This is a genomic window from Amycolatopsis dongchuanensis, from assembly GCF_039542405.1.
GTDB lineage: Bacteria > Actinomycetota > Actinomycetes > Mycobacteriales > Pseudonocardiaceae > Amycolatopsis_E > Amycolatopsis_E sacchari.
Window position 1 is genome coordinate 94,563 of record NZ_BAABIB010000017.1, and the last position, 14,987, is coordinate 109,549.

The following is a 14,987-nucleotide window of genomic DNA, read 5'->3' on the forward strand; positions in this document are numbered from 1 at the left end:
GCACACCCGCTGTCTACTCTGGAGAGATATGAGTTCCGAGGACCAGGAGGCACCCGAGACCGGCGCCGAGGAGACCGGCGAGCCGGCCTCGCGGGACGCCGTGCCGGCCCGCTACCTGCTGTGGGGCTCGGCGGCGCTGGCCGCCGCGGCCCTGATCGTGGCCGCGGTCTTCGGCATCCAGTGGTGGTCGGCCTCCGGGGACGACGACGTCGCGCTCGCCAAGGCCCGTGACGACGTGAGCAGGCAGGGCGCGGCCGCGGTGAAGGCGTTCACCGAGCTGGACTACACGAACCCGGACGCCTACTTCCAGCGGCAGCTGGACGTCTCGACCCCGGAGTACCAGACCCAGATCAAGAACACCGAGCAGACCTACCGGCAGGCGATGACCGACGCCAAGACCAAGGTCACCACGACGGTGCAGGACATCGGCGTGGAGGAGCTCGACAACCACCAGGGCAAGGCCAGCTTCCTGGCGGCCATCGTCACGCAGGTCACCAAGGAGGGGCAGCAGCCGGTCGCCAAGCCGCTGCGGCTCGAGGTGCAGCTGACCAGGGTCGGGCAGGACTGGAAGGTGTCCCAGATCGGTTCGGTGCCGCTCGTGAGCAGCGGGCAGTAGGCAGGACCAGCAGGAACGGAGTTCGTAGTGCCATCCAGCAACCCCGGCCGTCCGCAGCCGGTGCGGCGACCCAAGGTGGCGGGCCTGCGTCGTCCTTCGCCGACCCCGCGCCCGCAGCAGGACACGCCCGAGCCCGAGGTGACGGGGCAGGAGGAGCAGGTCCGGCCCAGCCCGCGCCCGAAGGCGCGTGACGAGGGCGAGCCGAAGCCCGCCGACTACGCGCAGGCCGAGGCGGCCGTCGCGGAGCCGGAGGAACCCGAGGAACCCGAGCCCGCGCGCCGGAGCCGCAACCCGTTCGTCGTCGCCGGTGCGCTGTTCGGGCTGGCGATCGTGCTGGCCGGGTTCGCGGCGTGGTTCCGGATCGAGGACAACCGCCTGGAGGCCGTGACGGCCAACACCGCGCTGGTGGACGTGGCCCGCACCGCCCAGGTCAACCAGGCCGCCACGAACGCGGCCGAGACGCTGTTCTCCTACGACTTCAACGACATCGCGAAGACCCAGAACGCGGCGAAGGACCTGCTGATCACCGACGAGGTCCGCGCCAGGTACAACTCGCTCATGGGCGAGGTGCAGCGCCTCGCGCCGCAGCAGAAGATCGTCGTCACGGTGAAGGTGACCCGCAGCGCGGTGATCAGCCTGGAGGGCGACCGCGCGAGGGTCATGGTGTTCGTCGACCAGACCGCGACGCGCACCGACCAGAACCAGACCTCCAGCGGCAGCGCCCAGCTGTGGATGAACCTGCAGGACGTCGACGGCAAGTGGAAGGTGTCCTCGCTGGACACCTACAACTCCGAGAACCCCGCGGCGACCAGCCCGGCCCCGAGCACCTCGCCGGCACCCCCGTCACCCTCGCGCTGACGGCGGAACCGCGCCGCGCGCCGCCGCGTCGGTGATCATCGGGGCTCCGCCCGGGGCCCCGTCACCGACGAGGGGAACCTGAATGCGTACTCGCGTGCTGGGAATGCTGGGAGCGGCCGTCTTCGCCGCGGGCTTCACGGTGGTGGGGGTGGCCGCACCGGCCGCCAGTGCCGACGACTGCCGGTACCAGGCGGCGGAGTCGATCAAGATCCGCACCGCTCCGCGGACCAGCGCCACGGCCGTCGGGCTGCTGACGAAGGGCACGCACGTGTGCGTGCAGTCACTGGTCACCGGCGGCGGCTACACGGCGTGCGGCCGCACCGACGACCGCTGGATGAAGCTCGGCACCAACCGCTACGTGGCGGCCATGTGCCTCGACTTCACCGGCTGAGCCACCCCTTGCCGTGCGCCGCGTCCCGACGCGGCGCACGGCCCCGGACGGGGGCACCGGTCCTGCCCCGAACGGCCCTCGTGAGGCGTCGAATCCGCGCCCCGGGTCCCGGTCGCACCCCGCCGCCGCGTGCCGGGCGTCCCGCGAACCCGCAGCTCACCGCGACGACCTCACCCCCTGTGCACATGCCGACCACATTGCGCCAACCGGCGGGTTGAGGGCGTGGCATCTTGACTGAACGGCGCCGGGGGGTCACGCTTACTGGCGACGGCGACGCCCTGCGGGAGGGCGAGGCTGGGAGGCATACCTGAAGACGGTGTGATCGAGATCTGGGCCCCATCGGGAGCGCCCCTCGACAGAACACGTCATTCGGGCTAGACTGCTTCTTTGCGCTGCCCTCTTTCAGGCTGCCCGGGCACGGCAGTTAGGATAGTGGGCACCACGGCACCCTTGACAGTCGCAATAGTTGACGCTATGGCGGCTGCTCACCGCTCATTGTCCCCGGAAGGACGCATCTTGGCAGTCTCTCCCGCGAACCAGGCCACTGCTGCGACCACCTCTGCTGTATCCGACCCGAACCCGACGGGAATCCCCGGAGCCCCGAAGCGCGTCTCCTTCGCGAAGATCCGCGAACCGCTCGCCACGCCCAATCTGCTCGACGTGCAGATCCAGTCGTTCCAGTGGTTCACCGGTGACGAGAAGTGGTTCCAGCGCCGGGTCGAAGAGGGCGAGGAGAACCCGGTCGGCGGCCTCGAAGAGGTCTTGAACGAGATCTCACCCATCGAGGACTTCCAGGGCTCGATGTCGCTGTCCTTCTCCGACCCGCGCTTCGACGAGGTCAAGGCCTCCGTTGAGGAGTGCAAGGACAAGGACATGACCTACGCGGCTCCGCTGTTCGTCACGGCGGAGTTCGTCAACAACAACACCGGCGAGATCAAGAGCCAGACGGTCTTCATGGGTGACTTCCCCGTGATGACCGACAAGGGCACCTTCATCATCAACGGCACCGAGCGTGTCGTGGTGTCCCAGCTCGTCCGCTCGCCCGGCGTCTACTTCGACCAGGCGATCGACAAGACGACCGACAAGGACGTCTTCAGCGTCAAGATCATCCCGAGCCGCGGTGCCTGGCTGGAGTTCGACGTCGACAAGCGCGACACCGTCGGTGTCCGCATCGACCGCAAGCGCCGTCAGCCCGTCACCGTGCTGCTGAAGGCCCTCGGCTGGTCCACCGAGCAGATCCGCGAGCGCTTCTCGTTCTCCGAGACCCTGCTCGCGACGCTCGAGAAGGACCACACGGCCGGCACCGACGAGGCGCTGCTCGACATCTACCGCAAGCTGCGCCCGGGCGAGCCGCCGACGAAGGAGAGCGCCCAGGCCCTGCTGGAGAACCTGTTCTTCAAGGACAAGCGCTACGACCTGGCCAAGGTCGGCCGCTACAAGGTCAACAAGAAGCTGGGTCTCGACCTGCCGTACGAGACCGGCACGCTGACCGAAGAGGACATCGTCACCACCATCGAGTACCTGGTCCGGCTGCACGCCGGCGAGGACAAGATGGAGATCAACGGCCAGACCATCCCGGTCGAGGTCGACGACATCGACCACTTCGGCAACCGGCGCCTGCGCACCGTGGGTGAGCTGATCCAGAACCAGATCCGGGTCGGCCTCTCCCGCATGGAGCGCGTGGTCAAGGAGCGGATGACCACCCAGGACGTCGAGGCGATCACGCCGCAGACCCTGATCAACATCCGCCCCGTCGTGGCGGCGATCAAGGAGTTCTTCGGCACCTCGCAGCTGTCGCAGTTCATGGACCAGAACAACCCGCTGTCGGGCCTGACCCACAAGCGCCGCCTCTCGGCGCTCGGCCCCGGTGGTCTGTCCCGTGAGCGCGCCGGCATGGAGGTCCGCGACGTCCACCCGTCGCACTACGGCCGCATGTGCCCGATCGAGACGCCGGAAGGCCCGAACATCGGCCTCATCGGCTCGCTGTGCTCCTACGCGCGGGTCAACCCGTTCGGCTTCATCGAGACGCCGTACCGCAAGGTCGTCGAGGGCCGGGTCACCGACCAGATCGACTACCTGACGGCCGACGAGGAGGACCGGTTCGTCAAGGCGCAGGCCAACGCGCCGCTGACCGACGACGGCCACTTCGCCGAGGACCGCGTGCTGGTCCGCCGGAAGGGCGGCGAGGTCGAGCTGATCGACCCGATGGACGTGGACTACATGGACGTGTCGCCGCGCCAGATGGTGTCGGTCGCCACGGCGATGATCCCGTTCCTCGAGCACGACGACGCCAACCGCGCGCTGATGGGTGCGAACATGCAGCGCCAGGCCGTGCCGCTGCTGCGCAACTCGGCGCCGCTGGTCGGCACCGGCATGGAGCTGCGTGCCGCGATCGACGCCGGTGACGTGATCGTCGCCGAGCAGGCCGGTGTGGTGGAGGAGCTCTCCGCCGACCTGATCACGATCATGCACGACGACGGCACGCGGAAGAGCTACGGGCTGTACAAGTTCCGCCGCACCAACCACGGCACGTGCTTCAACCACCGGCCGATCGTCAACGAGGGCGACCGGGTCGAGGCGGGCCAGGTCATCGCGGACGGGCCGTCCACCGAGAACGGCGAGATGGCGCTGGGCAAGAACCTGCTCGTCGCGATCATGCCGTGGGAGGGCCACAACTACGAGGACGCGATCATCCTCTCCGAGCGGCTCGTGCAGGACGACGTGCTCACCTCGATCCACATCGAGGAGCACGAGATCGACGCGCGCGACACCAAGCTCGGTGCCGAGGAGATCACCCGGGACATCCCGAACGTCTCCGAAGAGGTGCTGGCCGACCTGGACGAGCGCGGCATCATCCGCATCGGTGCCGAGGTCCGCGACGGCGACATCCTGGTCGGCAAGGTCACGCCGAAGGGCGAGACCGAGCTGACCCCGGAGGAGCGCCTGCTCCGCGCGATCTTCGGCGAGAAGGCCCGCGAGGTCCGCGACACCTCGCTGAAGGTGCCGCACGGCGAGACCGGCAAGGTCATCGGCATCCGCGTGTTCTCCCGCGAGGACGACGACGAGCTGCCCCCGGGCGTCAACGAGCTGGTCCGCGTCTACGTGGCCCAGAAGCGGAAGATCCAGCCGGGCGACAAGCTCGCCGGCCGGCACGGCAACAAGGGTGTCATCGGCAAGATCCTGCCGGTCGAGGACATGCCGTTCATGGAGGACGGCACCCCGGTCGACATCGTGCTGAACACCCACGGTGTGCCGCGACGCATGAACATCGGCCAGATCCTCGAGCTGCACCTGGGCTGGCTGGCGTCGCAGGGCTGGAAGGTCGAGGGCAACCCCGAGTGGGCGCAGAACCTGCCCGAGGAGCTCTACGACGTCGACCCCGGCACCAACACCGCGACCCCGGTGTTCGACGGCGCGAAGGAGGAGGAGCTGACGGGCCTGCTGGCCTCGACCAAGCCGAACCGCGACGGTGAGCGCCTGGTCCAGCCGGACGGCAAGGCGGTGCTGCTGGACGGACGTTCCGGCGAGCCGTTCCCGTACCCGGTGGCGGTCGGCTACATGTACATCCTCAAGCTGCACCACCTGGTCGACGACAAGATCCACGCCCGGTCCACCGGCCCGTACTCGATGATCACCCAGCAGCCGCTGGGTGGTAAGGCGCAGTTCGGTGGCCAGCGCTTCGGTGAGATGGAGTGCTGGGCGATGCAGGCCTACGGCGCCGCCTACACGCTGCAGGAGCTGCTGACGATCAAGTCGGACGACGTGGTCGGCCGCGTGAAGGTGTACGAGGCGATCGTCAAGGGCGAGAACATCCCGGACCCGGGGATCCCGGAGTCGTTCAAGGTGCTGTTGAAGGAGCTGCAGTCGCTCTGCCTCAACGTGGAGGTCCTGTCCTCCGACGGTGCGGCGATCGAGATGCGCGACTCCGACGACGAGGACCTCGAGCGCGCCGCGGCGAACCTCGGCATCAACCTGTCCCGCAACGAGTCGCCCTCGGTGGACGACATCGCGCAATGACCCAGCCGCCTGGGGCGGGAGACACCTCCCGCGTCTCCCGCCCCAGGTAGCCGACCCCTCTAGCCACATCTACCCCAAGGGGATGCAAGGACGTGCTGGACGTCAATTTCTTCGATGAGCTCCGGATCGGCCTGGCCACCGCGGATGACATCCGCCAGTGGTCCTTCGGCGAGGTGAAGAAGCCGGAGACCATCAACTACCGCACGCTCAAGCCCGAGAAGGACGGCCTCTTCTGCGAGAAGATCTTCGGCCCCACCCGGGACTGGGAGTGCTACTGCGGTAAGTACAAGCGGGTCCGCTTCAAGGGCATCATCTGCGAGCGCTGCGGTGTCGAGGTCACCCGTGCCAAGGTGCGCCGTGAGCGGATGGGCCACATCGAGCTGGCCGCCCCGGTCACCCACATCTGGTACTTCAAGGGCGTGCCGTCGCGGCTGGGCTACCTGCTCGACCTGGCCCCGAAGGACCTCGAGAAGATCATCTACTTCGCGGCCTACGTGATCACCGGGGTGAACACGGAGCTGCGGCACAACGACCTGCCGACGCTCGAGAACGAGATCGGGGTCGAGCGCAAGAACATCGAGACCAAGCGCGACGCCGACATCGAGGCGCGGGCGCAGAAGCTCGAGGCCGACCTGGCGCAGCTCGAGGCCGAGGGCGCCAAGTCCGACGTGCGCCGCAAGGTCAAGGAGGGCGGCGAGCGTGAGATGCGCCAGCTCCGCGACCGGGCCCAGCGCGAGCTGGACCGGCTCGAGGAGATCTGGACGACCTTCACCAAGCTCGAGCCGCGGCAGCTGATCGCGGACGAGATGCTCTACCGCGAGCTGTACGACCGCTACGGCGAGTACTTCACCGGCGGCATGGGCGCGGAGGCCATCCAGAAGCTGGCCACCGAGTTCGACGTCAACGCCGAGGCCGAGAGCCTGCGCGAGACGATCCGCAGCGGCAAGGGGCAGAAGAAGCTCCGCGCCCTCAAGCGGCTCAAGGTCGTGGCGGCCTTCCAGGCCACCGGCAACGACCCGCGTGGCATGGTGCTCGACGCCGTCCCGGTGATCCCGCCGGACCTGCGCCCGATGGTGCAGCTCGACGGTGGCCGGTTCGCCACGTCCGACCTGAACGACCTGTACCGCCGGGTCATCAACCGGAACAACCGCCTCAAGAGGCTGATCGACCTCGGCGCGCCCGAGATCATCGTCAACAACGAGAAGCGGATGCTGCAGGAGGCCGTCGACGCGCTGTTCGACAACGGCCGCCGCGGCCGTCCGGTCACCGGCCCTGGCAACCGGCCGCTGAAGTCGCTGTCCGACCTGCTCAAGGGCAAGCAGGGCCGGTTCCGCCAGAACCTGCTCGGCAAGCGCGTCGACTACTCGGGCCGTTCGGTCATCATCGTCGGCCCGCAGCTGAAGCTGCACCAGTGCGGTCTGCCCAAGGACATGGCGCTGGAGCTGTTCAAGCCGTTCGTGATGAAGCGGCTGGTCGACCTGAACCACGCGCAGAACATCAAGTCCGCGAAGCGGATGGTCGAGCGGGCCCGCCCGGCCGTGTGGGACGTGCTGGAAGAGGTCATCACCGGGCACCCGGTGCTGCTCAACCGCGCGCCGACGCTGCACCGCCTCGGTATCCAGGCCTTCGAGCCGCAGCTGGTCGAGGGCAAGGCCATCCAGCTGCACCCGCTGGTCTGCGAGGCGTTCAACGCGGACTTCGACGGTGACCAGATGGCGGTGCACCTGCCGCTGTCGGCCGAGGCGCAGGCCGAGGCCCGGATCCTGATGCTGTCGGCGAACAACATCCTGTCGCCGGCGTCGGGCCGCCCGCTCGCCATGCCGCGTCTGGACATGGTCACGGGTCTGTTCCACCTGACGCGTCTCGACGAGAACGCGACCGGTGCCGGGCAGGCGTACTCCTCGCCGGCCGAGGCGATCATGGCCTTCGACCGCAAGGCGCTGGGTCTGCACGCCCCGATCAAGATCCGGATCAACGACCGGCAGCCGGGCAAGGAGGACGCCGCCAAGCTCGCCGAGTCCGGCTGGGAGCCCGGTCAGCCGTGGCTGGCCGAGACCACCCTGGGCCGGGTGCTGTTCAACGAGCTGCTGCCCGCGGACTACCCGTTCGTGAACGAGCCGATGCCGAAGAAGCGGCAGGCCGCGATCGTGAACGACCTCGCGGAGCGGTACTCGATGACGCAGGTGGCGCAGACCCTGGACCGGCTCAAGGACGCCGGCTTCTACTGGGCGACGCGGTCCGGCGTGACGGTGTCGATCACCGACGTCGTGGTGCCCAAGGAGAAGAAGGAGATCCTCGACCAGTACGAGGCCAAGGCCGACCAGGTCGAGAAGCGCTACCAGCGCGGTCAGCTCTCGCACGCCGAGCGCAACAACGAGCTGGTCAAGGTGTGGAGCCAGGCGACCGACGACGTCGCCAAGGTCATGGAGGACGCCTTCCCCGAGGACAACCCGATCTCGATGATCGTGAAGTCCGGTGCGGCGGGCAACATGACCCAGGTCCGGTCGCTCGCCGGGATGCGTGGTCTGGTGTCGAACCCGAAGGGTGAGTACATCCCGCGCCCCATCAAGGCGAACTTCCGCGAGGGCCTGTCGGTGGCCGAGTACTTCATCGCCACCCACGGTGCCCGGAAGGGTCTGGCCGACACCGCGCTGCGGACCGCCGACTCGGGTTACCTGACCCGTCGTCTGGTGGACGTCTCGCAGGACGTCATCGTCCGCGAGGTCGACTGCGGTACCCGCCGCGGCATCAACATGCCGATCGGTGAGGACCTCGGCGACGGCCGGATCGTGCGTGCCCAGCACGTCGAGACCAGCGCCTACGCCCGCACCCTTGCCACGGACGCCAAGGACGCCCAGGGCAACGTCGTGCTCAACGCCGGCGACGACCTCGGCGACCCGGCCATCGAGAAGCTGCTGTCCAGCGGCATCACGACGGTCAAGGTCCGCAGCGTGCTGACCTGCGAGTCGGCCGTCGGGGTGTGTGCGACCTGCTACGGCCGCTCGATGGCGACCGGCAAGCTGGTGGACGTGGGTGAGGCCGTCGGTATCGTCGCCGCCCAGTCGATCGGTGAGCCGGGTACGCAGCTGACGATGCGTACGTTCCACCAGGGTGGTGTCGCCGGTGACGACATCACGACGGGTCTGCCGCGTGTCACGGAGCTGTTCGAGGCCCGTGTGCCGAAGGGCAAGGCGCCGATCGCCGACGTCGATGGCCGCGTGCGCATCGAGGAGAGTGAGCGGTTCTGGAAGATCACGCTGATCCCGGACGACGGCAGCGAGGAGATCGTCTTCGACAAGCTGTCGAAGCGCCAGCGCCTCGCGAACACGCCGACCGGCCCGCTGGCGGACGGTGACCACGTCGCCGTCGGGCAGCCGCTGCTCGAGGGCACGCCGGACCCGCACGAGGTCCTGCGGGTCATGGGGCCGCGTGAGGCGCAGATGCACCTGGTGGACGAGGTCCAGAAGGTGTACCGGGCGCAGGGTGTGTCGATCCACGACAAGCACATCGAGGTCATCGTCCGGCAGATGCTGCGCCGGGTGACGATCATCGACTCCGGTTCGACGGACTTCCTGCCGGGCGAGCTGCCCGAGCGGACGAAGTTCGAGGCGACGAACCGGCAGGTCGTGGCCGAGGGCGGGCAGCCGGCCTCGGGTCGTCCGGTGCTGATGGGTATCACGAAGGCCTCGCTGACCACGGACTCGTGGCTGTCGGCGGCGTCGTTCCAGGAGACCACGCGGGTGCTGACCGATGCGGCGATCAACGGCCGCAGCGACAAGCTCGTGGGCCTCAAGGAGAACGTGATCATCGGTAAGCTGATCCCGGCCGGTACGGGCATCAACCGCTACCGCAACATCCAGGTGCAGCCGACCGAGGAGGCCAGGGTGGCGGCGTACGCCATCCCGTCCTACGACGACGGCTACTACACCCCGGACGTGTTCGGCAGCGGCACGGGTGCCGCCGTCCCGCTGGACGACTACGACTTCGGTCGCGACTTCCGCTGATCCTGTCGTAACGCGAAGCCCCCGGTTCCTGCGAAGGAGCCGGGGGCTTCGCTTTTTTACGCCCGGCGGGCGCCGGGGATGCGGTCGAGGAGCCCGAGGATGGCGTCGACGGTGGTGAGCAGGGTTCGCGGGTCGATGCGGGTGGGCCAGGTGGTGTACAGCAGTCCCGCCTCGAACGTGAGGCCCCACGGCAGGCGGCCGATGTTCTGGGAGAGCCAGTCGAGCGCCTCTGGGGTGAGCGGTGCGTCGGCGGGATCACTCGCGAACGCGACCCAGTCCGTGCTGGCGGGGTGCGGGAGGTCTACTTCCAGCCAAGGGCCTTCTCTGACCGTCGCGGGCGCTTCTCGCACCGGCTTGCCGCCGAAGGCCAGAACGCTGCCCGGTTTCACCGGGCGGCCGAGGAAGTCCGTGTGCAAGCGGCGGTGGAGTTTCATCGGCGGCAGTGGGCCGGTGGCCACGTCGATGCGGTGTTCGTAGGACGTGATCGTGCCGTTGGAGACGGCCTTACGCATCGAGGCCTCGCTGACCCGGACCGGCCAGCCGCCGTGCCGGAAGTCCAGGGCCGTCTCGAAGCGTGGCTTCCGCACGGTGCCCAGCCAGTTGATCAGGCCTGGAGTGTCGGCCTTGAATGGCGGCTGAAGTGCGGCGGACCACGCCGTGGCCTCCTCTCGTCCGGCCACCGCACCGCCGAGGGAGGCGGCGAGGGTGGCCAGCGCGTCGGCCTGCTCACGGTTCTCGCGCTGTTCCTTGCGGCGGAACCACCAGAACAAGGAGCCAAGCGGCAGCACGAGGAGAACCAGCACCGCCAGCGCGGCCCGCAGCTCGAACTCACCCACGATCAGATGTCCAGGTAGCCCTCGGTCTCACCCTTGGACTGGTCGTCTCCGACGTTGTCGACCTCCGCGGCCTTCTGCCCGCCGCTGATGTTCCGCAGCGGTTTGTCGATCCCCGCGTTCTGGCCCTTGCCCAGCCCGGCCTCCGACACCGCTGTATCGCGCGTCGTGTTCCACAGGGACTTGCCGATGCCGTCCTGCAGCCTGCCGCCGAGCAGGCCGTCCTTGCTCCACAGCTTCGTCAGCGCCGACTTGTCGCCCAGGCCCTTGCTGGCGTCGGCGAAGACGCTGCCGACCTGCTTGTTGACCATCGCCCGCTGGAAGGCCGTGCGCACGTTGCCGACCCGCGTGGCGAGGTTGCGCAGGAAGGCCATGATCTTGTCGAGGAACTCCCGCAGCTTCGCGATGATCCGCGACACCCGGCTGCCGGTCTGCGCCGCACGCACCCCGGTCGCCGTACCGGCCGCCGCCGTGGAGGCCCCGAAGCTGGGGATCGCGGCCGCGAGCGCGGGGATCCAGATCATGATCAGCCAGGTGATCAGCTCGGTGAGGATCGCCTTGATGAAGTCCTCGATCACGGTCATGATCATGCTGAAGATCTGGAGCATCCGCGCCAGCTCGCCCGCCTGCCCGGCGACGCCCTCGATGCCGTTCGCGAACTCGCCCAGCTTCGTGCTCGCCGCCTCGGCCGCGGGGCCGCCCCAGCTCGTCACCGAGTCCGCCAGCTCCTGCTCGAACCGATTGCCGAGGTCGGCGACACCCTTGCCGATCGCGTTGAAGTTCTCCGCCGCCTGCGACAGCGCGGGCCCGTCGCCGCTGACGAAGTGGATCGCGTCCTCCAGCGGCTGCACCACGCTGATCAGGAAGTTCAGCCCCTGCCCGACGAGCCAGCCGATCGGGTCGGTCGCGATGCCGTACGCGCTGGTGCCGACCGCGCCGAGCAGCGCCGTGCCCTCGGAGGCCAGGTTCGACACCTCGGAACCGTCGGCGCCGTCGCTGAACTTGCCGATCGCGTCCTTGGTCTTGAGGTAGTTCCCGTAGAAGGGGATGGCCTCCTGGACCTTCTGGCCCGTGTCCTTCTCCCCGGTGGTGATCTCGACACCACCGGCCTTCGTCTTGGTCTCAGCCATCGCGGTGCCCCTACCGGTTCTCGATCTCGATCTTCAGGCCGTCGAGGAGCTTCTTCACGGCGTCCTCCTGGGCCTGGTAGCCCTCGGCGGCGCCGCGGAACTTCTCCGCGCCCGACTGCAGCCCCTCCTGCAGGTCGCCGAACAGGTCGTTCAGGTCGCCCAGCATCTGCGTGTACTGGTTCTTCACGAACAGGCCGACCACGCCCCACGACTTGTCACCCACGTCGGCCTTGCCGACCAGGCCGGCGATCTCGCCCGCGGTGCCGTGCTGCGCGTCGAGCTTGCCGGCGTACTGCCGCAGCTCGTCGGCGTTGACGTCGAAGCCCACCGGAGTCCTCCTCGTCCTCGTCTTCCCCGTTCGACCACGCGGAGGCCGACTTGGTTCCGGACAAAGTACCTAATCGCGGCGTGACCAGGGGGAGTCTCATCCCCGGCGCCCGTTCTCGGTAGCGTGTCCGAGGAGGGGTTCACACCAGCGGAACGAGGAGGGCGCTGTGAACACTGACGAGAACGGGAGCCCGCAGGAGGCTCCGTCGACAGGGCGCCACGCGGCGCCCGAGGGGGCACCACGGCACCCCGCGATCGACCTGTCCCGGGACCCGAACCCCGGCAAGCCGGACCACGCGAAGCCGGACGAGGACTGAGGAGCGGAGGGCCCCGGACGCGAAGTCCGGGGCCCTCCGCTCACACCGGTTCCTCGCTCCGTTTCCGTTCCCGGAGCGCGAAGGCCATCAGGGCCCCGCCCGCGGCGAGACCGAAGGCCCCGAACCCGACGATCACCCAGGCGGCGGAGGTGGTCTCGATCATCACCGTCGGCCACAGCCGGGAAAGGGTGACCCGGATGGTGTCGCCCTCCTTCGGCAGCGGGGTCAGCGACATCCAGGCGCTGTCCTCGAGGTGCTCGACCTTCCCGTCGAGGACGTAGTCCCCGTCGATGGTGTCGGTGAAGCCGCGGCGGTCGCCGGGCCGCGCGTCCCGGTCGATCACCTCGGTGACCTTCAGCTCTACGGGCTGGGCGAGGCCCGTGAGGTGCATGAGCCCATCGGCGGTGGCGACCGTGCCGGGCAGCAGGCAGGCCAGCGCGAACGCGCCGATCAGGACGACGTGCCAGACCGGCTCCGTCTTCCCGCGCCGTTCCCGCAGCTTGCCGAGGCGCAGCCCGACGAAGCACACCACGAATGGCAGGAACACGAACAGGAAGACGAACATGAACACGCCGCCGGCCAGTCCACCCGACAGGGCGGCGGGCAGCAGCCACGACGTCGTGGTGACGGTGCTGACGAGCCCGGCCGAGATCCGCAGCGCGACCCCGAAGCGACGGCGTCCGCGCGACCCCGTGCGGTAGAGCCGCATCCCGGCGGCCTGCAGCACGGCGGCCAGCACGTACCCGCAGACGGCGACGACGAAGTGTTCGAGGACGCTCACGCCGCCGCCTCCGCGAGCTTGTCCAACGCGCGCACCAGCCGCCGCCGGGACAGGTGCCCGAACCAGCTCACCGACCGCATCCCCGCGTCGGACTGCACCACGTCACCGGTGTCCAGCAGCTTCCGGTTCCGCGCCCACTCGACGAAGTCCGGGTAGAACGCCATCGGGTCCCCGTTGAGCACCCTGCCGCGCCGCTCCGCGTTGAAGCCCGAGAACGGCTGGTCGGACACGGCCATGGTGACGACGGAGTAGTACCGCACCCGCCGGCGCGGCACCTGGCCGGGCAGCCGCCGCAGCCAGTACGTCACCGAGACCTCGACCCCGTGCACGGGCCGCCCGGCGTGGGTGCCGACGAACTCGCACAGCATGCCCGGCAGCGGGGTTTCCCAGTCCTGGCTGCCGTCGCCGGGCAGCTCGTCCTCCGCCTCGTACCCGGTGAACCGCCCGCGTGCCCGCCAGCCGCGCTCGCGGGCGAACGCGGGCAGCACGACGAGCCGGAACACGACGGGCCCGAGGACGGCCCACAGGGCCCACACCAGCAGCGGGACCACCACGACCAGGCCGGCGACGGCGCTCGCGTCGAAGGTCATCGGTCAGAAGTCCAGGTTCTCTTTGGTTTCCTCCGTCGAGGCCTCCTCGCCGGTGTCCCCGTACTCGACGGCCTTGCTGACGCCGTCGAAGTACCCGGGGACCTTCGACGGCTTGACCTGGTCCTTCGCGGTGTCGACGACGTTGTTCCGCAGCGACTTGCCGAGCCCGTCGGTGACGCGGCTGCCCACCATGCCCTCGGCCGAGTCGTACAGCCGGGCCGACCGGCTCGCGGTGCGGCCCGCGGCCTGCGCCGACTCGACCTCCAGGTGTGCGAGGCTCGCGTTCATCTTCTTGGTGTCCATGACCCGGCTGAAGTTCGTCCTCAGGTTCGTCATGAAGGACTTCAGGTTCGCCAGGACCTGGCGGATCTTGTCCAGCAGCTGCTGCAGCTTGCTGACCTGCCGCGTCGCGCGCGAGCCGGTCTGCGCCGCCCGCACGCCGGTCGCGGCGCCGGCCGCCGCCGTGGACCCGCCGCACGTCGGCACCGCGGCCGCGAGCGCGGGGATCCAGATCATGATCAGCCAGGTGATCAGCTCGGTGAGCAGGCCTTTGATGAACTCCTCGATGACTGTCATGATCATGCTGGAGATCTGCAGCAGCTGCGCGATGTCGCCGGCCTTCGCGGCCACCCCGTCGATCCCGCCGGCGAACTGGCCCAGCTTGTCCGCCGCGGTCTCGGCGGCCTGGCCCTCCCACTTGGCCAGCGCCTCCTGCGCGTGCCGGCCGAACTGCTCGCCGAAGTCGGCGAGGCCCTGCCCGATGTTGCCGAAGTTGCCCGCGGCGCGGGACAGCTCCTCACCGTCGCCGCTGACGAAGTGGATGGCGTCCTGCAGCGGCTGGCAGATGGCGATCAGGAAGTCGAGGCCCTTGCCGACGAGCCAGCCGATCGGGTCGGTGGCGATCTCCGTGACGTCCATGCACGACTGCACGAACCCGCCGCCCTCCGCGGCGACGCTGCGGACGTCCTCGAAGCTGACGCTGCCGTCGGCCAGCGCGTCCTTGCCGGCCTGGAACACCTTCCAGCCATCACCCGCGATGGGGATCGACTCGACGACCTGGTCGCCGTAGCTCTTCTCGTCCTCGATCTCGATGGAACCCAGTGGGTCCGACACGACTGCCCCC

At 68.9% G+C, this 14,987-nt stretch carries 12 protein-coding genes; 6 read left to right on the forward strand and 6 right to left on the reverse strand.

Annotated features, from left to right (window positions below; translation table 11 throughout):
* Positions 1 to 28 precede the first annotated feature (28 nt).
* The 5 genes from ABFX51_RS03150 (at position 29) to ABFX51_RS03170 (ending at position 9,886) form a co-directional block, all read left to right on the forward strand.
* Positions 29 to 616: a hypothetical protein gene (locus tag ABFX51_RS03150; RefSeq protein ID WP_346051949.1), complete on the forward strand. Its 588-nt coding sequence runs from the start codon at positions 29 to 31 to the stop codon at positions 614 to 616.
* 27 nt (positions 617 to 643) lie between these two features.
* Entirely contained in the window at positions 644 to 1,474 is an 831-nt protein-coding gene (locus ABFX51_RS03155) for a hypothetical protein (RefSeq protein WP_091505046.1), read from the forward strand.
* Between the two features lie 82 nt (positions 1,475 to 1,556).
* The gene (locus tag ABFX51_RS03160; protein ID WP_143249816.1) at positions 1,557 to 1,865 is read left to right on the forward strand and encodes a hypothetical protein; all 309 of its coding nucleotides are present in this window, start codon (positions 1,557 to 1,559) and stop codon (positions 1,863 to 1,865) included.
* A 516-nt stretch (positions 1,866 to 2,381) separates the two neighbouring features.
* Positions 2,382 to 5,882 carry a DNA-directed RNA polymerase subunit beta gene (gene rpoB, locus ABFX51_RS03165; protein WP_091505044.1) on the forward strand — a complete coding sequence of 1,167 codons (3,501 nt, stop codon included), beginning with the start codon at positions 2,382 to 2,384 and terminating at the stop codon, positions 5,880 to 5,882.
* A gap of 92 nt (positions 5,883 to 5,974) precedes the next feature.
* The gene (locus ABFX51_RS03170; RefSeq protein ID WP_091505043.1) at positions 5,975 to 9,886 is read left to right on the forward strand and encodes a DNA-directed RNA polymerase subunit beta'; all 3,912 of its coding nucleotides are present in this window, start codon (positions 5,975 to 5,977) and stop codon (positions 9,884 to 9,886) included.
* Between the two features lie 56 nt (positions 9,887 to 9,942).
* On the opposite strand, the gene ABFX51_RS03175 is transcribed toward ABFX51_RS03170, so the two are convergent.
* Genes ABFX51_RS03175 through ABFX51_RS03185 form a run of 3 tightly spaced genes read right to left on the reverse strand, consistent with a single transcriptional unit; the run spans position 9,943 to position 12,177 of the window.
* The gene (locus ABFX51_RS03175; protein WP_245782953.1) at positions 9,943 to 10,722 is read right to left on the reverse strand and encodes a hypothetical protein; all 780 of its coding nucleotides are present in this window, start codon (positions 10,720 to 10,722) and stop codon (positions 9,943 to 9,945) included.
* A 2-nt stretch (positions 10,723 to 10,724) separates the two neighbouring features.
* Positions 10,725 to 11,849 carry a WXG100 family type VII secretion target gene (locus ABFX51_RS03180; protein ID WP_346051952.1) on the reverse strand — a complete coding sequence of 375 codons (1,125 nt, stop codon included), beginning with the start codon at positions 11,847 to 11,849 and terminating at the stop codon, positions 10,725 to 10,727.
* A gap of 10 nt (positions 11,850 to 11,859) precedes the next feature.
* Positions 11,860 to 12,177, reverse strand: coding sequence for an ESX-1 secretion-associated protein (locus ABFX51_RS03185; RefSeq protein WP_091505041.1), 318 nt, complete (start codon positions 12,175 to 12,177; stop codon positions 11,860 to 11,862).
* 166 nt (positions 12,178 to 12,343) lie between these two features.
* On the opposite strand from ABFX51_RS03185, the gene ABFX51_RS03190 reads away from it, so the two are divergent.
* Positions 12,344 to 12,493 carry a hypothetical protein gene (locus ABFX51_RS03190; protein ID WP_091505040.1) on the forward strand — a complete coding sequence of 50 codons (150 nt, stop codon included), beginning with the start codon at positions 12,344 to 12,346 and terminating at the stop codon, positions 12,491 to 12,493.
* Positions 12,494 to 12,533: 40 nt separating this feature from the next.
* Here ABFX51_RS03190 and ABFX51_RS03195 read toward each other — a convergent pair whose 3' ends face one another.
* Genes ABFX51_RS03195 through ABFX51_RS03205 form a run of 3 tightly spaced genes read right to left on the reverse strand, consistent with a single transcriptional unit; the run spans position 12,534 to position 14,977 of the window.
* A complete protein-coding gene (locus ABFX51_RS03195; RefSeq protein WP_091505039.1) occupies positions 12,534 to 13,274 on the reverse strand; it encodes a hypothetical protein in 741 nt (246 codons plus the stop codon).
* Positions 13,271 to 13,864: a hypothetical protein gene (locus tag ABFX51_RS03200; RefSeq protein WP_091505038.1), complete on the reverse strand. Its 594-nt coding sequence runs from the start codon at positions 13,862 to 13,864 to the stop codon at positions 13,271 to 13,273. Before ABFX51_RS03200 ends, ABFX51_RS03195 begins: the two co-directional genes overlap by 4 nt.
* A gap of 3 nt (positions 13,865 to 13,867) precedes the next feature.
* Complete coding sequence (locus ABFX51_RS03205) at positions 13,868 to 14,977, reverse strand: WXG100 family type VII secretion target (protein WP_091505037.1); 1,110 nt, start codon at positions 14,975 to 14,977, stop codon at positions 13,868 to 13,870.
* Between the last annotated feature and the right edge of the window lie 10 nt (positions 14,978 to 14,987).